The sequence below is a fragment of the Nocardiopsis sp. KDC1DS13DA1 genome (assembly GCF_055632325.1).
Window position 1 is genome coordinate 23138 of sequence record NZ_JBVMUY010000023.1, and the last position, 18286, is coordinate 41423.

Below are 18286 nucleotides of genomic sequence, written 5' to 3' on the forward strand. Positions count from 1 at the left end.
GACCGGGGCGCCGTCCGTTCGGCGTCCCCGGCCGCCCGGTGGTCCCGACGTGTCCGGCCGGACAGGTCGGCCCCTGCCCCCGGGCCCCGCCGTGGGCGCCCCGGGGACGGCACCGCGGGAGGGACGTGCCCCCGGGCGTCCTGAGGGCACCCGAACCCGTCATGGCCGCCCGTGCCCCGAGTGCTCGCCGCGCAGGATCCGCGCCACCAGGTCGTCCCGGATCGTCCCGTACCCGGTGGCCGCCCACACGCTCTCGTCCGCGGGCACCTCGTAGTAGGGGACCTCGCGGCCGCGGTGGGGCGCGGACAGGACCGTGGGGCGCCGACGCTCGCGGACGGCCGCGGCGCACCGCGGGCACAGCGGCACCGTGATGTCCCGGTGCCCCCCGAGGGCGCGCCACCGTGTCGCCCGGGTGCGCGTCCCGTGGAGCGGGTTGGCGTAGCAGTGCGCGCGCACGGTCGTGGAGCGCCGTCGGCCGGCCGGGGCGGTGGCCCGGTTCACGTGGTCCTCGGCGATGTCCAACAGCACCAGCACCCCCGCGATGTCGGCCAGCGCCCCCTCCGCGGGCAGCCGGTCGTAGACACCGCGGGCCGCAGCGTGCGCGTCCAGGGCCCGGTGGAGTGCCTCGGCCGCCTCGGGGACGCCGTCGGTCGGCACGGCGGCGCCCACACGTTCACCGACCTCCACCAGCTCCCGTCCGGCCCGGGCGGCCAGCTCGTCCCTGCGGGCCTGGTCGGCGTTGTCGAAGGCGGCGTGCTGGGGCAGGGACGGGATCCTCCTGGGCCTGAGCCAGCGGAACAGTCCCACACCCGCCCCGAGCAGGGCGAGTCCGGCCAGGGTCCAGGACAGCGGCACCACCGCCCCTGACGTGCCCCACCCGAGTGAGCGGTACCAGGCGGGGAACCCCCGGTCCCGCTGCCGGTCGGCCTCCTGGTAGACCGCCTCGGGGTCCTCGGACAGCGCGACCTCCACCGCCCGCTCCATCCGCTCGGTGACCGGGGCGTCGTACTCCGTCTCCAGTGAGACCGTCAGGGCCCCGTAGGTGGCGCGGCCCGACGAGGACTCGCTCGCGGTGGCGAAGTCGTGCCCGGACAGGCGCTGCCCGGACAGGACCAGGTAGTGTCCCTGGCCGCCGATCCGGTCGTGCACGGCCGCCACCATCAGGTCGGCCTCGCCGTTCCAGTCACCGCCCTCGATCAGCGGGACGGCCAGCACGCGCAGCGGCACACCGGAGGCGTCGATCCGTTCCGCCAACCCGTCGGCGAACCCGTCGGGGAAGGCGGAGGCGTAGGAGGGATCGACGTGGACCGGTGACTCCTCCAGTTCCGCGGCGATGCGTTCCGCGGCGCTCGGCTCCGGCTCGGCGGTGTCGGCCAGGACGACCGCCGGTGCCGCGGACACCAGGGCCAGGGCCGCGAGGGCTGCCGCGGCCGACCGGAACCGGCCCCATCGGTACTCAGCGAACACGGGACTCCCCCATCAGGTCTTCGGTGTCGAGTGGGCCCTGGGCCCCGTATCCGGTCCTGACCCACAGCCGGTCCAGGTCCAGGTGCGGCCGCCGCCCGCCCGACGGGGAGGCGACCCTGAGTGTGCGCCGTTCACGCGCCCGGGCCGGGAGCGCGGCGCAGGACGCGCACAGGGGCTCCCGCCGCCCGGCCCCGTGCACGGCGGCCGGGCCGTGCAGGGGGTTGACCATGCACACCGGGACGTCGGCCCCGGCGGCGGTGCCGGGGTCGGGGTGGAGCCGGCGCACCGCGCGGTCCGCCAGGACCACGACCCCGACCAGGTCGAGTTCGTCCGGTTCCCCGCCGAGGACGGCCAGGGCCGTGTCGGCCTCCCGCAGGGACCGGTCCAGGCCCGCCTGGTCCGTCCGAGCCGCCTTGACCGCCCTGGCCGCACGGCGCACCGCCCGGTCGGCGCGCGGGTGCAGGAAGCCCCCGGGCACGGTGTTCATCCGGGCCGGTGCGGCCAGGGCCGACCAGACCGCTCCCATGAGTGCCAGGGCGGCCAGGGGTCCGAGCACCAACAGCGACATGCCGGTGTCACCGGCGAAGAACATGGACAACCGTGAGCGCTCGGTGCCCGGTTCCGCCCTGTACTCGACCTCGTGCGGTACGGGCGGTTCCTCGCCGGGGGCGGCCGACGCCTGGTCCACCACGTCCAGCAGCTCCTCCAGCGCCCCCTCGACCGTGGCGTCGAACCGGGGACCGGTCACATCCGACAGGGGGTTCCAGCCGGCCTCCTCGTCGAAGGCGAACCCGAACAGGGCGGCCTCCACCTCGGGGCTCGACACTCCGGAGCCGTCCACCACGACGAAGACACCGTCCTCGTCCATGACGTGGTGGAGGGCGTGCGCGAAGATCTCCGGGTCGCCGCCGGACTCGTCGGAGTCGGCCATGGCAACCACCGCCGTGTGGACCGGCAGCTCGGAGACGGCCAGGCGCTCGGCGATCCCGGACAGGTCCCCCGCGTCCTGCGCCGCCAGGGGGTCGACGTACAGGGGTTCCTCCGCGAGCTCCTCGGCGACCCGTTCGAGGCGGTCCGTGGAGGCGACGTAGGGGGCGGTGGCGGGCGGTGGCGGCCCCACCTGCGCCTCCTCCTGCGGCAGGGTCGCGGTGTGCAGGTGGACCATCGCTCCGGTCACGGCGAGGGCCCCCGTGACCGGAGTCAGGAACAGGACCACCGTCAGGGCCCGGTCCCCGGGCGGTCTTCGGGCGCACCCCGCCTGGGCGGCCCGTCCGCGCCGCCTGCGGCGGAGCACGGTCACGAGCAGCCACAGCGTCGCGGTCGCCCCGACGACGGCCGCGGTGGCCTCACCCAGCGTGTCCGGGCCGTCGACGGTGTCCAGCGCCAGCTTCTGGAGGTAGCCCTCCACCCGCCGGGCGGTCGGGAGTCCCGTGTACCAGGGCAGCACGGTCCGCTCGGCCAGGTCGGGGGCGGTCAGCGCCTCCACGAAGACGTCGGCCTTGGTGTCCAGCGGCGTGTAGTAGTCCATCAGGTGCTCGATAACGATCACCTGGTCGGCCTCACGCAGCGGCAGGTCGACTCCTCGGCCCAGCGCGTGCACCCGGGACTCCCCCGGTTGCAGGAGGACGTACAGCCCGGGTTCGCCCATCCGGTCCTGGATGGCCGGCAGGAGGTTGCGGTCCGACATCACGCCGCCGACGTCGGCTCGGGCCACGACGTAGTAGTCGACGTCCAGCCGGTCGAACGACTCGTGCAGGCTCCGCTCCAGCTCCGCCCGGTCGTAGTCGCCGAGGACCGTGTCGTCGACCACCACCGCAGCGCCTTCGGGCCGCTGCTCCAGGAGCCCGGCGTAGTGCGCGGCGACACTGGTGCGTTCCCGGGACGGATCGGCGTCGGCCTGGACGGGGGACGCGGCCGACACGACGAGAGCGGCCAGCAGCGACGCCGTCAGGAGGGCGGAGGCACGGCGGGGCACGCTCACCTGGGATGGGGAATCCATCCGGTCAATGTACTTCAGCCCCGGTCGGCGCCCGGGCCCGGGCACGGCCGGGGCGCGCGGAACACGCCAACGCCGGGGCGGGGGATGTGGATCCCCCGCCCCGGCGCCGTGACCGCCCCGGAGTCAGCGCTCCGGGAGGGACGCGCCTCAGGCCGTCTTGACGGTGAGGTTGACGTCGATGTTGCCGCGCGTGGCGCGGGAGTACGGGCACACCTGGTGGGCGGCCTCGACGAGCTTCTCGGCGGCGGCCTGGTCGGCGCCGGGGATGGTGACGGTCAGGTCGACGACGAGGGCGAAGCCGTCCTCGGCCTTGCCCAGGCTGACCTGGGAGTCGATGACGGAGCCGTTGACGTCGGCCTTGGCCTCGCGGGCGACCTTCTTCAGGGCGCCGTGGAAGCAGGCGCCGTAACCGACGGCGAAGAGCTGCTCGGGGTTGGTGCCGGGACCGTCGTCGCCGCCCATGCCCTTGGGCACGGACAGGTCGACGCTGAGGCGGCCGTCGTCGGTCTTGCCGGTTCCGGCGCGGCCCTCACCGGTGACGGTGGCGTTGGCGGTGTACAGGATGTCGACTGCCATGACTGCCTTTCTGTGTTCCGGCACGGGGCCGGAGGGTGGTGGGATGTCGGTGACGGTGCTCAGTCACGCGGGGTCGGGGGCCCGGCGGCTGCCCGCCCGCTGGTGGCGGCCTCCACCGACCGGGTGATCTGGTCGAGGATCCCCTTGAGTTCACGCACCCGGTCCGTGGGCAGGTCGACGGCGCACAGCAGGTGCTCCGGGATGTCCCGGGCCCGTGCGCGCAGTCGCGCGCCCTCCTCGGTCGCCGTGACCTCGACGACGCGTTCGTCGTCGGCCCCCCGCTCCTTGGTGAGGAGCCCGGCGGCCTCCAGTCGGCGCAGCAGCGGGGAGAGCGTGCCCGAGTCCAGGTGCAGTGCCCGGCTCAGCTCCTTGACGGTGAGCGTCCCCCGTTCCCACAGCACGAGCATGACCAGGTACTGCGGGTAGGTGAGTCCCAGGTCGTCCAGGAGCTCCCGGTACAGCCCGGTCAGGGCCCGGGAGGCCGCGTACAGGGAGAAGCACAACTGGTTGTCCAGTGCGAGGGCGTCGCCCCCGTCGGCGTCGGCCATGGTTCCTCCCCCTCGCGTGCGTGGCACGTCCATCGATCGGCACCACCGTAACAGAGATTAGTTGTGCACAACATGGTTTTGCACAACTTTTTTCTCCGGAGCCACTCCCCGGCTTCCCCGTTCCGGGAGAGGGCCGCGGTCACGGTGTCCAGGACCCGGCCTCGGTCAGGGCGGTCGTCACGACGGCGGTGTCGATGGTGACCACGGCCATCTCCCACTTCCGGCCCCCCGCGCTGAAGGAGACGACACGTACGTCCCCGAGGAGGAACTCCAGGAAGGAGCCGGGCCCTCGCACGTCGAGCCCCTCGCTGGGCGACGGGACGGGGATCGGTTCGGCGTACGGGCGAAACGGGCGCCATCTGCGCCAGGTGAGGCGCTCGGGGGCGGCCAGGTGCATGACCAACAGGCCCTGCCGGAGGAAGCGGCCGTGCCGCAGATGGGCCACCGCGCGCAGGGGTAGGCCCTGTCGCAGGTCACGCAGGTCTCGCTCGGCGATCGCGGGGTTGCCGCCCCTGAGCCCCCAGCACCCGTCCTCAAGGGCGTCCGTGAAGGATCTGGTGCCAGCGGTGTTACGCGGTGGGGGGGTCATGCGCGGCCTCCGGTCGACGTTCGCGGTTCCGGGACAGCCTACGAACCCCGCGGGGAGGGGAAACGCGGCGCGGAAGGCCCACACGACAGGCTGACCGCCGTGATCCGGTGGCACGAACCCGACCAACGGCGCCCGGGGCGCGGCTGGACCGGCCCTCGATCGCCCCCGGCTCACAGCGCCCGGGCGCGGCGGCTGCTCGCCACCACCGGACCCGGACTCGACGCGGAGCGTGCGGCTGGCCAGGGGCCGTCGTGGCGGCACGCCGACGACTGGTGCCGGAAACGTCCGTATGACGGGCACCGCGGTGGTGCGCCCGTGTCCGGAGCGCACCACCGCCTCCGGAGAGGACCCGCACGATGGTGTTCGTGAGGCCATCCCCGCACTCCCCGCCCGTCGGCGTGACGACGACCCGGCGGTCACCTCTCAGAGGAAGCGGACCCCCTGGGCCAGCGGCAGCTGCCCGCCGTAGTTGACCGTGTTGGTCGCCCGCCGCATGTACGCCTTCCAGGAGTCGGAACCGGACTCACGACCGCCGCCGGTGTCCTTCTCCCCGCCGAAGGCACCGCCGATCTCCGCACCGGAGGTCCCGATGTTGACGTTGACGATCCCGCAGTCCGAGCCCGCCGAGGACAGGAAGCGCTCGGCCTCGGCCTGGTCCTGGGTGAAGATCGCCGACGACAGGCCCTGGGGCACACCGTTGTGCAGCGCCACCGCCTCCTCCAGGGTGCGGTACGTCAGCACGTACAGGATCGGCGCGAAGGTCTCCTCCTGAACGATCTCGGTCTGCCCGGGCATACGCACCACGGCGGGATCCACGTAGTAGGCGTCCGCACCGGCCTCCTCCAGGCGGCGCCCGCCGCCGACCAGCACGTCACCGCCGTCGGCCCTGGCCTGGTCCAACGCCTTGACCATGCCCGAGTACCCGCGCTCCCCGATCAGCGGACCGACCAGGGTCGACTCCTCGAACGGGTCGCCGATCCGGTCCCGGAGCTGCTTGTAGGCGTCGACGATACGCTCGGTGACCTGGTCGGCCACGTCCTCGTGCACGATCAGACGGCGCAGCGTCGTGCACCGCTGCCCGGCCGTGCCCGCGGCGGCGAAGACGCTGCCGCGCACCACCAGGTCGAGGTCGGCCGACGAGGTGACCACGGCCGCGTTGTTGCCGCCCAGCTCCAGCAGGCACCGGCCCATCCGCGCGGCGACCCGGGGACCGACCGTCCGGCCCATCGCGACCGAACCGGTGGCCGACAGCAGCGCCACCCGGGGGTCGTCCACGAGCGCCTCGCCCACCTCGCGGCCGCCCAGCACCACGGTGTGCAGGTCCGAGGGGGCGCCGACCCCGGCGGCGGCGCGCATCAGCAGGCCGTGGCAGGCCAACGCCGTGAGCGGGGTCAGGTCGGAGGGCTTCCACACCACCGTGTTGCCGCAGACCAGGGCCACGCACGTGTTCCAGGCCCACACGGCGACGGGGAAGTTGAACGCCGTGACCACGCCGACCACGCCCAGCGGGTGCCAGGTCTCCATGAGACGGTGGCCGGGGCGTTCGGAGGGCATGGTGCGTCCGTACAGCTGCCGGGACATGCCCACGGCCAGGTCGCAGATGTCGATCATCTCCTGGACCTCGCCCAGGGCCTCGGAGGTGACCTTGCCCGCCTCGATCGTCACGAGTTCGGCCAGGTCCGCCTTGTGCTCCCGCAGCAGTTCACCGAAGCGGTGGACGAGCCTGCCGCGCTCGGGCGCGGGCGTGTCCCGCCAGGCGGCGGTGAAGCACTCGTGGGCGGCCCCGACGGCCCGTTCGGCCGAGGCGGGCGTGTCGAACTCGACGGGGAAGAGGATCTGGCCGGTGATGGGTGTCCTGGCCACTCCGGCCGCGCCGATGGGTTCGCGCAGGCGGTCGACTCCGCACCGCTCCAACGCGGTCCGCGCGCGGTCGGCGAGGACGTCGGTGTCGGGAAGGGCGCCAGTGTGCATGTGTTGCTCTCTCCGTTGAGAGGGACGGTATGTCAGTTCTCACACTGCCAACTCCAGGCCCGGCGGTCCACCCCCGGTGTCGAGGTTGTGGACGATCGCGGCGGGCCCCTCCCGGGAGCCCGGCTCCGTGGCGCTACACTCGACCGGCCCACTTCCCGCCCCCCGACACAGACAGGGAACCGTGCAGCACGCCACCACCCCAGAAGAGGCCCGAGCCCAACTCCCCGGCCCCAGACGGATCCTGGCACGGTCCGGGTTCGACGCCGCCGAACCCCTGTTCACCGCCGACCTGGCGGCCAGCACCGACCTCGGACTGGCGCGCGAGGCGGTCGCCGCGCACGGGTCCCGTCTGTGGACCGAGGCCACGCGCGCCGAGGCCGGGGACACCGACGACCGCCCGCTGTACTGGGCCCGTCTGGCGCTCTCGGCGCGGCTGCGCTCCTGGCGTCCCGGCTTCGCCCTCACCGACGGGCAGCGCGCCGACCTGCTGCGGCTGTTGGAGTGGGAGTCGCGGGGCTTCTCCGACATCGACTTCCCGCCCGGAGAGCGCTGGGTGCGGATCGTGGTGACCGGTTTCGACCCCTTCCGCCTGGACGAGGACGTGGAGTGCTCCAACCCCTCCGGGGCCGCCGCACTCGACCTGCACGGCTGGACCTTCCCGGTCGGCGCGCGCACCGCCGTGGTGCGCGCCGCGGTCTTCCCCGTGCGCTGGTCGGACTTCGACGGGGGTGTGGTGGAGCGGGCCCTGGGCCGCCACCACGCCGACGCGGACGCGGTGCTCACCCTGAGCCGGGGGCGTCCCGACCGGTTCGACCTGGAGGTGTGGAACGGCGTGTGGCGCGGTGGCGGCACCGACAACGAGGGGCGCGCCGCCACGGGCCGCGCCCCGGTGCCCGGGCCGGAGGCGCCCGAGTGGACGCGCTCCTCCCTGCCGTTCGGACGGATCGCCGAACGCGCCGCGGGACGCTACCCGCTGGTGGCCAACAGCGAGGTGGTCGAGGTTCCGGCCGGGGCCGAGGAGGAGGTGCGCCGGCCGCAGGGGCCCACGGAGGGGTCGGCCGCCCGCGCGGGCGGCGGAGGGGACTACCTGTCCAACGAGATCGCCTACCGCAACACCCTGCTGCGCGACCGTTCGGGCCGGTCGATCCCCGCGGGCCACGTGCACCTGCCCCGGACGACGGCACCGGCCGAGCACGCCGAGGTACTGGCACAGCTCAGGAAGATCGTGGCGGCCACCGTCGGCTGAGCCCGTTCCCCGTCCGGGGCGCGCCCCGGGCCGGGCGGGCGTGCCCCGGTGCCTGGGATACCGTCCCGGCTGGTGGCCGCCGTCGGTCGCGGGCGTGAACAGGAACATGCCGCCGTAGAGCAGGATGACGAGGCTCCAGACGGCCGCGGAGAGCCCGGACAGGACGTAGGCGATGACCGTGCAGGTCCTGGACGCCGACGGCCGCGCCCTGGCTCGCCGGGGGCGGAGGAGGTCCGAAACCGCCTCCCGGCGGTGGCGGGTATCCGCCCGGGCCTCCGGGAGGCGGCACGTGGCCCCCGGTGCCGTGACCGTCACTCATGCGTGCCCTTCCGCGGTCCTGCGGGGATGACGGCGGGGTGTGGGACGCGGGGAGGGGCACCCGGGGCACCGCGGGTCGCGTCCGCCCTCGTTTCGTGACGCTCCGTGCCATGCGTGTCGCGTTACGGCCGCTCCGGGCGGAACTTTCGGTATGGTCCCTGTCGTGGCTGTCACCTCACTGCGACGCAACGTATCCGTCGGCGCCGTCCTGGCGCTCCTGCTGGTACCCGGATGCCACGCCGCCGAGCACACACCGCACCGCGCCGAGGCGATCGGCCTCCCGCTCGACGAGGTGCCGGGAATGACCGTCGGCGAGCACGTGGTGGAGACCGACCACAGCGTGGTCGGATACCGCTACCCGGTCCTGGGCGCGGGGCACCCGCTCACCCGGGAGGTGCGCACCGTCATGGCCGCGCGGCAGACCGCCTTCCTCGAGGAGCTGTCCGGGAGCGGACGCCCCGAACTGCGGCAGGACGCGTCCGTGCTCGCCGCGTCCCGGGAGGTCGTCGGAACCCGGTTGACGGCCGTGTCCACGGCGGGGATGCGGGAGAGCCGGGAGGCCTCGACACTGTGGTTCGACTCCGACAGCGGAGCGGTCCTGCCCTGGACGGCGCTGTTCCGCGACGAGGAGGCCGTCGAGCGCGCCCACGTCCTCCTGGCCGACATCCTTCGCGACGACTACGGCCTGCCCCTGGCGGACCTGCCCGGGGTGGTCGGCGAGGCCGCCCTGCGCGCCGAGGAGGGGGCGGGGGCCACCGACGGGGCGCACGACACCGCGGCCTCCCCCGGGACCGCGGGGGCCGCGGAGGCCGCCGCGGAGGCAGGGGAGGCGGAGCCCTCCGGAGCACCCGACGCCGAGCGGGCGCGGGAGGTCGCGGACGAGTGGTCCGGATCGCCCTTCGAGGACGTCGCGTTCAGCACCTCGGGCGGGCTGGCCGTGCGCATGGACCCCACCCAGGTGCCCGGGGCGGGCCAGGTCTCCGACGTGATGCTCCCCGTGGCACCGGAGGAGGCCGAGGGGGTCCTGTCCGAACTGGGCTTCCAGGCCCGTGAGGCGGCCCTGTCCGGCCCCGACCCGGACGTCTTCCTCGAGGAGGGGCCGTCCGCCGAGGGCGGCAGCCTGGACTGCCAGCGGCTCAAGTGCGTGGCGCTGACCTTCGACGACGGCCCCGGCGAGCACACCGACGCGCTCATGGACACCCTCGCCGGATACGACGCCCAGGCGACCTTCTACGTCCTGGGATCCCTGGTCGAGGAGTTCCCCGAGGCTCTGGAGCGGATGGCCGCCGAGGGGCACGAACTGGGCAACCACACGTGGAAGCACGACGACCTGAGCGGCATGTCGGCCAAGGACATCGAGGCCGACATGGCGCGCACCAACGAGGCGGTGCGCGACGTGACCGGCGCGGACCCGCACTCCATGCGGCCGCCCTACGGCGCGTTGAACGGGACCGTGCGCGAGACGGTGGGCATGCCGATCATCCTGTGGGACGTGGACACGATGGACTGGCGCAGTCGCAACACCGACGAGGTCGCCGAGCACGCGATCTCGCACAGCACGTCCGGCAGCGTGGTGCTCTTCCACGACATCCACGAGTCGTCCGTGCGGGCGATCCCCGACGTCCTGTCCGAACTGCACCGCCAGGGGTTCCACTTCGTGACGGTCGGCGAGATGTTCGAGGAGGGGCTGGACCCCGGTGACGTGTACACCGACGCCCGGCACGGCTGAGGCGCGCGGCCCGTCGGGGCCGCGCGGCCCCGACGGTCAGAGCATGCGGCGCAGGATGCGCTCCTTGAGGTCGGTGACGGGCGCGTAGGCGACCCTCATGGTGTCCAGGAGCAGGGACTTGTCCAGGACCGACTTGGTGTGCGAGAAGGTGTCGATCGAGGCCGCCGCGTGGTAGGCGCCCATACCGCTCTCGCCGACCCCGCCGAAGGGCAGGTCGGGGACGGCCAGGTGGGCGATGGGCAGGCCGAAGGCCAGCGCCCCGGAGGAGGTCTGGGTGGTCAGGCGGCGTTTGGTCTCCTCCGAGTCGGTGAACGCGTACAGGGCCAGGGGCTTGTCGCGCTCGTTGACGAAGGCGATGGCGGCGTCCAGGTCGGGGACGCGCACGACGGGCAGGACCGGGCCGAAGATCTCCTCGGCCATGACCGGGGTGTCGGCGGTGACGCCGCCCAGGACGGTGGGGGCGATGTAGAGGGAGTCGCGGTCGTGGTCTCCCCCGGCGACGGCGGTACCGGAGTCGAGCAGCGCGGTGAGCCGGTCGAAGTGGCGTTCGTTGACGATCCGGCCGTAGTCGGGGCTGGTGCGGGGGTCGTCGCCGAACATCTCGGTGATGGCGGCGGCCAGTTCACGCTCCAGTTCGTCGGCGGCGCCACCGACGGCCAGGACGTAGTCGGGGGCCACGCAGGTCTGGCCGGCGTTGGTGTACTTGCCCCAGGCCAGACGGCGGGCGGTGGCGGCCAGGTCGACGCCGGGTTCGACGATGACGGGGCTCTTGCCGCCCAGCTCCAGGGTGACGGGGGTCAGGTGTTTGACGGCGGCGGCCATGACGATGCGGGCGACGGCGCCGTTGCCGGTGTAGAAGATGTGGTCGAAGTGCTGTTCGAGCAGGGCGGTGCTCTCGGGGATGCCGCCCTCGACGACCGCGACCGCCTCGGTGTCCAGGTAGCGGGGCAGCAACTCGGCCAGGGCGGCGGAGGTGGCGGGGGCGAGTTCGCTGGGCTTGACGAGCGCGGTGTTGCCGGCCGCGATGGCGCCGACCAGGGGCGCCAGGGACAGGTTCACCGGGTAGTTCCAGGGCGCGATGATCAGGACGGTGCCCAGGGGTTCGCGGACCCGGCGCGCCCTGGCCGGGGCGAGCGCCATCGGCACGGAGACCCGCTGGGGCCGCAGCCACGACGCCAGGTGCTTGAGGGTGTGGTCGATCTCGTTGACCACGAAACCGATCTCGGTGGTGTGCGCCTCGACCGGGCTCTTGCCCAGGTCGGCACCGAGGGCCTTCTCCAGCGCGGAGCGCTCCTGGGTGAGCAGGCGGCGCAGGGCGCGCAGCTGGTCGCGGCGCCAGGCGAGCGGTTTGGTGCGCCCGGCCGCGAAGGCGGTGCGCAGGCGGTCGACGGTCCCGGGGATCGCGGAGGTGTCGGTCAACGGTTCGCTGGGGGCGTGGGTCTCGGTCATGGGCCGATACTAAACGAAACTGTTTCGTTTCCAACAGGGCCGCTCACATAGGATTCCGGGCATGACCACGGACCATCTGCCCGAAGCGTCCGCCGCCCCCGCACGGGGGCGGCCGCGGGACGCCGCCCGGGACCGCGCGCTGATGGACGCCACGCTCACCGAACTCCAGCTGCACGGGTACAGCGGCCTGACCACGGCCGCGGTCGCCAAACGCGCCGGAGTCTCCACGGCCACGCTGTACCGGCGCTGGCGATCGAAGGAACACCTGGTGGTGGGGGCCGCCCAGGCCTGGGCCGAGGACCTGGGACCCGACCTGGACACGGGAAGCCTGCGCTCGGACCTGGGCCGGGTGCTGCACGACAAGGCGCGGGCGCTCGACGGCCCCTCGGGGCGGCTGCTGCGGGCGGTCGTGGGCGAGGCCGCGCACAACCAGGCGCTGGCGGACGTACTGTTCGACGCGTTCGTCATGCCGCTGCAGAACCGGGTGGCGGCACTGCTGGAGCGGGCCGCCGAACGCGGGGAGATCGCGCCGGTTCAGGACCCGGTGGTGGTCGGCGAGATGGTGATCGGCCCGATGGTCACGCACACGTTCCTCATCCCGCACGTGCCCGGGGCCGACCCGGGCGCGGACATGGCCGGGCGCCTGCTGCCGTACCTGCTGCGGGCCCTGGGCGCGAAGGAGGGGTAGCCGGTGGCCGACCTGGCGCGGACCGCCCGGGACAGGCGGCCGGTCAGTCCTGTCGGGAGGCCTCCTGCGCGGAGACGGCCTCGTCGGAGGCCGGATCCGTTCCGGTCGGCTCTGTCGGCTCTGTCGGATCGGCGCCGCCCCCGACGGCGGAGTCGGTGACCGGCGACTCCTCCGGTTCCCCGGTCGCGTCCCGGCGGGCCTGCGACGGCTGCTCCTCGCCGGGCTCCTCGCCTGCGGACTCCACGGGTCGGGCACGGTCCGCGTCCGGCGCACCGTGCCCCGGCTCAGGGTCCGCCGCCTCGGGACCGACGGGCACCGGCTCCGCGCGCCCGCCCTCAGGAGCGGCCTCGTCCGCGTCCGCGAGGGGCTCGCCCGCCTCCTTCGAAGGCGTCGTCGTCGACGCGGCCGCCCCGGGGGAAGCGGCCGGTGCGGCCTCGGCCGCCTCCCCGGACCTGGACGTGGACACCGCGACGAGCCGGGGCCCGTCTGCGGGGGCGCGGTGGTCGCGCCAGACGAAGAAGGCCCAGACGAGCAGGGACAGGACGCCGAAGCCGACGAAGAGCGCGGCCGTGGACAGGAGGGACTCGGGGGTGGTCTTGCCCGCCACCTGGTCGGGGTGCATGTGGAGCAGGTAGACGAAGACGAACAGGCCCGGGACGAACGCCGCCGCCCAGTGCAGCCGTCCCCAGTTCCAGAGCCGGTGGCCGTCGAGGAACCTCATCGGCAGCAGGCCGAAGACGACGGTCTGGATGCCCAGAACGGTGGTGGCCAACAGCGCCTTGTCCATGAGCAGGACCCCGAACGGCGCGCCGCCGTCCTCGACGAGGGGGCTGAGGGAGTTCCAGAACAGGTAGCACACGATGCTGAGGGCGAGGACGGCGAAGGCGCCCAGACGGGTGGCACGGCCCTCGTTCTCCCGGACGAAGGCGTCCTGCCGCGCCGCGGGCACCTCCAGTTTCGACCTGCGGTCGGCGACCGCGGCGAACCCGGCGATGAGGCCGTAGAAGTACCCGGGCTCGAAATCCGCCGCGGCGGAGGCGAGCGAGCAGACCGCGACGATCACCAGGCCGCCGGGGAGGACCTCGAAGCGGCCCGGGACCTGCGACCAGGCCCAGTCGCGGGCGTTGACCACCCACGCGTAGACGACGGTGACCGCGAACACGGCGATCAGGAGGCCGAGGAAGTCCAGCAGCGGCGTGGCCTCGGCGCCCGGGTTCCAGTTCAGCAGGACCGGCAGGGCCGCGGACAGGACCCAGAAGAGGACGAAGGCGGCCCCGGCCGTGGGGGAGAGGAGGGCCCGGCGCTCTCCGGGGCGGCCGGTGACGAAGGCGCGCAGGCGGTGCCACCAGCCCCGGATGCGCCCCTGGTTGCCCTCCAGGGACTTGTTGAAGACGTCGGAGGGGAAACCGACCAGCAGCCACACGGCACCGATCGCCGCGGCGGTGACGGCGACCGCGACGAGGAGGGTGACCGGGTCGGTGCGCAGGTCCTCCAGGCGGGGCACGCCGTCGCCGTCGCCCTCGCTCGGGACGGTCGGCGGCGGCTCGACCGCGGGGGCGGCGTACCCGTTGATGACGGGCACGGTCACCTCCCAGAGGGCGGGGTCGGCGTAGGTCAGGGTGAGCATGTGCAGGCCCGGTTCCGTGTCCTGCGGGAACACCACCTGCGCGTCCTCGTCCGTACCCGTGACCGTCGCGGGCTCCCCGTCCAGCACCGCGCGCACGTCGGCGATGTCCAGGTCGGAGACGGCGTATCCGACCGGCCCGTCGGTGGGCAGTTCGGCGAGGCTGAGCGGTACCCGCCCGTTCTCCACGACCGGGCCGAAGTCGACCGTGGTGGGGAACTCCAGGCCCAGCGGGAGGACGTCCGTCCCGAAGTCGATGAAGTACGATCCCTCGCCGACCGGAACCCAGGTGTCGTCGGTCGTTTGGCACTCGACCGTGATCGTGACGGTCTCCCCCGGAGGGGCCTGGAGTGCCTCGTCGATCTCGATGACGAGGTCGTCGGGGTCGGCGTAGTAGACGGTCGGTTCGGGGACCGGGACGGCTTCCAGCCCTTCGCCCACGGCCAGCGCGCCGTTGAGCCGTACTCCCCTGCTCCCGTCGGCTGAGGGGCCCTCCACCCCCTCGGGCAGGGCACAGGCCGGAGCGTCCCGAACCACGATGGTCTTGACCAACGACCAGGTCGGCGTCCAGAACGTGTGCTCGTGCGCGGTCACCTCCCGAGCCGCGTACTCCGCCGCCGGGGGCTCCTGGGGTGAGGGGTCCGGGGTGAACCGGTCGATGAAGGGGTCGATCGTGGGGGCTGCGGGGTCGGCGTCGGTCGCGGCCGCAGGAGCGCCGCCCGGCCCGAGGGCGAGCAGGGCCGCGGCGAGCACGGCGGCGGCGCGGCGCGCCAGGAGCGGGACGGGCCGGACCCGGACCCGCCCGGGCGCGGAGGCGAGGGGGTGCGGCCGACGCGCGTTCCCGCTCCCGCGGGGACCGGGAACGGGGTGCGCACCACCGCCCCTCGTGTGCTGGGACCTGTGCGGACCGTGCGGTGAGGGCATCATGGGGGATCTCCCGGTCGTTTCGGACGACGGGTGTGGACCTGATTATGACCGGCGGACCGGATGTGCGCAGGGGTTTGGCCGCAATGGGACGACGGACCTCCCGGGGTTGCGCGGGGAGCGTCCGTCTGGGCCGTCGTGGGCGCGGGTCGCGCCCACGACGCACCGTGCCCCTCCCACCACGCGCAGATGTGACCCTGGTCACAGTTTGCGGGGGTCGCAGTACCGCCTTCCTCGACAGACCTCTCCCCCGCCCCCTCACCCCCGGTGAAGCCGCGGTCATAGGGGGGTAAGGCACGCGACAACTGGAAAGAAGTCGGGAGGACCGTCGAGAGTGTTCCGCTCTGGGGAGGAAGAGCCGGGTGGACGAGGCCCCCCTGTACCTGCGACCGCGGCTGGAACCCCCGCTGGCGCCCCTCCTGGGCTCGTCCGACCTCCTCCACGACCTGACCGACGCGCTCGGCTCCCCCCTGGACGTGCTGTTGCCCGACCGGATCGCGGCCAACGCCGAACGCTTCGCCGACGTACGCCGCGCCCACCGGCTGGGCGGCCGCGAGTTCTTCGCGCACAAGGCCAACCGCTCCAGCGCCCTGGTCCGGCGCCTGGCGGCGACCCGTGCCGGGGTCGACGTCGCCTCCCTGGGCGAACTGCGGCACGCGCTCGGCTCGGGGTTCACCGGCGACCGGATCGTGGCCTCCGGCCCCAAGGACACCGGGTTCCTGTGGCTGGCCGCACTGGTGGGCGCCACCGTCCACATCGACGGCCCCGCCGAACTGGGCGTCCTGGCCGGACTCGTCCGTGAACACCGGCTGTCCCCGGTCCGCGTCCTGGTCCGGCTGTCCGGATTCACCGCGCCGGGGGTGGCGATCCGGTCACGGCGGAGCCGCTTCGGCGTCCCCGCCGCCGCCCTGGACGGCCTGCTGGACGACCTGGAGCGGCACCGCGACGCGATCGACCCCGTCGGCACCGCCTACCACCTGGACACCGTCAGCCTCGACGAGAAGGCGGTCGCGCTCGAAGGCTGCCTGCACGCGATGAACGCCCTGCGCGCCCGGGGGTTCCAGCCCAGGATCGTCGACGTGGGCGGCGGGTTCGGCGCGGGCTACGTCGACGACCGGGACGAGTGGGACCGCTACACCACCGAACTGACCCGCGCCGTCCTGGGTGAGCGACCGCCTCTGACCTGGGGCGGGCACGGTTACGGCCTGCGCGCCGAGGGCGGTACCGTGCGCGGTTCGCTCAGCCTGTACCCGGCCCACCGCCCCGACGCGGGCCCCGCCTACCTGGACGCGCTGCTGTCGTGTTCCGCCCCCTCCCTGGGCCGCACTCTGGGCGGTCTGCTGTTGGAGAACCTCTACGACCTGTACGTGGAGCCGGGCCGCGCCCTGCTCGACCAGTGCGGCCTGACCCTGGCCCGCGTGCTGGAGACCCGCACGGGGGAGGCGGGCGCAGCCATGCTGCGGCTCGCCGCGAAGGCCACCGACATCGGTCTGGAGGACCACGGCGTGCTCGTCGACCCGATACTGCTGGACAGGGGTGGCACCGGCCCGGCCGGTCCCTCCGGCGCCGAGGAACCCGTCGGCGTCTTCCTCACCGGGAGCCTGTGCCTGGAGAGCGACCTCATCACCCGGCGCAGGGTCTTCCTGCCCCGCCCGCCCCGCCCGGGCGACCTGCTGGCCTTCGCCAACACCGCGGGCTACTGCATGGACTTCGCCGCCACACACGCCCAGCACCAACCCCCGGCGCGCAAGGTCGCGGTCGGGGGGAGCCCGGGGCACTGGCGGTGGACGCTCGACGAGGAGTACTGGCCGGTCTCGCGTTCGGAAGGAAGGTCGGCGTGAGGTACGACAGCATCACCGACGCCATCGGCGACACCCCGCTCGTGCGCGTCGACCCGGCCGTACACGGCCTGCGCAACATCGACCTGTACGCGAAGCTGGAGATGCTCAACCCGTTCGGGTCGGTCAAGGACCGGGCGGCGTGGAACATGGCCCGCCCGGGTCTGCCCGAGGCCCGGCGGTCCGGCGCCACGGTCGTGGAGCTGTCCAGCGGCAACACGGCCAAGGCGCTGGCGGCCATCGCCGGGATGCACGGCCTGCCGTTCCGCAGCGTGACCAACCGCATGCGGGTGCCCGAGGTCAAGGACCTGCTCCTGTTGCTGGGCGCGCAGATCGAGGAGCTGCCCGGGCGCACCGAGTGCCTGGATCCGACGCTGACCGACGACCCGCTCACCCTCATCCACCGGGAGCTGTCCGCGCCCGACAGCGCCCACCTGCACACCGACCAGTACTTCAACCCGCGCAACGCCGACGCGCACGCGGCGGGGACGGGGCCGGAGATCGTCGCCGACCTGGACGGCCGGGCCCCGGAGTACTTCGTGGCGTGCGTGGGCACCGCGGGCTCCTCCACGGGGGTGGCCCGGGTCCTGCGGGAGCACGACCCGACCACGCGCGTGGTCGGGCTGGTCGGCTCCAAGTCCGACTTCATCCCGGGCATCCGCACCATCGACGAGGTACACGAGGTGGGGCTGTTCGACCCGGGCGTGTACGACACGATCGAGGACGTCAGCGCCGAGGACGCGGTCGAGGGGATGCTGACGCTGGTCCGCCGGTGCGGGATCCTGGCCGGCCCCACGGGCGGCGCGGCCTACTTCGGGGCCGTGCGACACCTGCGCGGGGTCGACGCGACCCTGACCGGGCGGGCCACGGCCGTGTTCATCGTGTGCGACCGGTGCGAGAGCTACCTCAGCTACGTCCGGCGGCTGCGCCCGGAGCTGTTCCGCCGACCGCCCGCGGCCAACTCGGTGGCGAGCCTGACCGAGGAGGAGGTCCTGGCCGCCCCCGCTCTGGATGTGGCCGAGGCACGCGCCTGGATCGCGAAGGAGCGGCCGCTGGTCGTCGACCTGCGCAGCCCCTTCGCCTACGCGGCGCTGCACATCGAGGGGTCGGTCAACATCGTGGACGAGCTCTTCGACGAGATGCTGCGCGGCGGGTTGCCGTTCGGCACACGGCAGCCCGTCCTGCTGGCGTGCCCGGTCGGTGAGCAGTCGGCGCGCTACGCCGCCCTGCTCACCCGGATGGGCCACCCCGACACGCGCAGCCTGGCGGGCGGGATCATCGCCTGGCGCGACGCCGGCGCCCCGCTGGGACGGGACTGAG

At 73.7% G+C, this 18286-nt stretch carries 13 protein-coding genes; 5 read left to right on the forward strand and 8 right to left on the reverse strand.

Going from position 1 to position 18286, the window contains the following annotated elements:
* Positions 1-159 precede the first annotated feature (159 nt).
* From ACTVAJ_RS15515 to amaB, 6 genes are all read right to left on the reverse strand, one after another.
* Complete coding sequence (locus ACTVAJ_RS15515; RefSeq protein WP_470388861.1) at positions 160-1467, reverse strand: hypothetical protein; 1308 nt, start codon at positions 1465-1467, stop codon at positions 160-162.
* Entirely contained in the window at positions 1457-3466 is a 2010-nt protein-coding gene (locus ACTVAJ_RS15520) for a hypothetical protein (protein WP_470388862.1), read from the reverse strand. Before ACTVAJ_RS15520 ends, ACTVAJ_RS15515 begins: the two co-directional genes overlap by 11 nt.
* 147 nt (positions 3467-3613) lie before the next feature.
* Complete coding sequence (locus ACTVAJ_RS15525; RefSeq protein WP_470388863.1) at positions 3614-4042, reverse strand: organic hydroperoxide resistance protein; 429 nt, start codon at positions 4040-4042, stop codon at positions 3614-3616.
* A gap of 59 nt (positions 4043-4101) precedes the next feature.
* Positions 4102-4590, reverse strand: a complete 489-nt coding sequence (locus ACTVAJ_RS15530) for a MarR family winged helix-turn-helix transcriptional regulator (RefSeq protein WP_470388864.1) — start codon at positions 4588-4590, stop codon at positions 4102-4104.
* Between the two features lie 139 nt (positions 4591-4729).
* On the reverse strand, positions 4730-5179 hold the full coding sequence (locus ACTVAJ_RS15535) for a hypothetical protein (RefSeq protein WP_470388865.1): 450 nt from the start codon (positions 5177-5179) through the stop codon (positions 4730-4732).
* 423 nt (positions 5180-5602) lie between these two features.
* On the reverse strand, positions 5603-7150 hold the full coding sequence (gene amaB / locus ACTVAJ_RS15540) for an L-piperidine-6-carboxylate dehydrogenase (RefSeq protein WP_470388866.1): 1548 nt from the start codon (positions 7148-7150) through the stop codon (positions 5603-5605).
* 181 nt (positions 7151-7331) lie between these two features.
* Here amaB and ACTVAJ_RS15545 point away from each other — a divergent pair, with 181 nt between their 5' ends.
* Positions 7332-8396, forward strand: a complete 1065-nt coding sequence (locus tag ACTVAJ_RS15545) for a pyroglutamyl peptidase (protein WP_470388867.1) — start codon at positions 7332-7334, stop codon at positions 8394-8396.
* A gap of 469 nt (positions 8397-8865) precedes the next feature.
* Positions 8866-10443, forward strand: a complete 1578-nt coding sequence (locus tag ACTVAJ_RS15550; RefSeq protein WP_470388868.1) for a polysaccharide deacetylase family protein — start codon at positions 8866-8868, stop codon at positions 10441-10443.
* Between the two features lie 36 nt (positions 10444-10479).
* Here the strand turns inward: ACTVAJ_RS15550 and ACTVAJ_RS15555 are convergent, their stop codons facing one another.
* Complete coding sequence (locus ACTVAJ_RS15555) at positions 10480-11892, reverse strand: aldehyde dehydrogenase family protein (RefSeq protein WP_470388869.1); 1413 nt, start codon at positions 11890-11892, stop codon at positions 10480-10482.
* Between the two features lie 61 nt (positions 11893-11953).
* Here ACTVAJ_RS15555 and ACTVAJ_RS15560 point away from each other — a divergent pair, with 61 nt between their 5' ends.
* Positions 11954-12580 carry a TetR/AcrR family transcriptional regulator gene (locus ACTVAJ_RS15560; RefSeq protein WP_470388870.1) on the forward strand — a complete coding sequence of 209 codons (627 nt, stop codon included), beginning with the start codon at positions 11954-11956 and terminating at the stop codon, positions 12578-12580.
* 43 nt (positions 12581-12623) lie between these two features.
* Here ACTVAJ_RS15560 and ACTVAJ_RS15565 read toward each other — a convergent pair whose 3' ends face one another.
* A complete protein-coding gene (locus tag ACTVAJ_RS15565; RefSeq protein ID WP_470388871.1) occupies positions 12624-15131 on the reverse strand; it encodes an FGLLP motif-containing membrane protein in 2508 nt (835 codons plus the stop codon).
* Between the two features lie 359 nt (positions 15132-15490).
* Between ACTVAJ_RS15565 and ACTVAJ_RS15570 the strand changes: the two genes are divergently transcribed.
* Positions 15491-16969, forward strand: a complete 1479-nt coding sequence (locus ACTVAJ_RS15570) for a type III PLP-dependent enzyme domain-containing protein (RefSeq protein WP_470388872.1) — start codon at positions 15491-15493, stop codon at positions 16967-16969.
* A complete protein-coding gene (locus ACTVAJ_RS15575; RefSeq protein WP_470388873.1) occupies positions 16966-18285 on the forward strand; it encodes a pyridoxal-phosphate dependent enzyme in 1320 nt (439 codons plus the stop codon). The genes ACTVAJ_RS15570 and ACTVAJ_RS15575 overlap by 4 nt, the downstream gene beginning before the upstream one ends.
* The last annotated feature ends 1 nt before the right edge of the window (position 18286 follow it).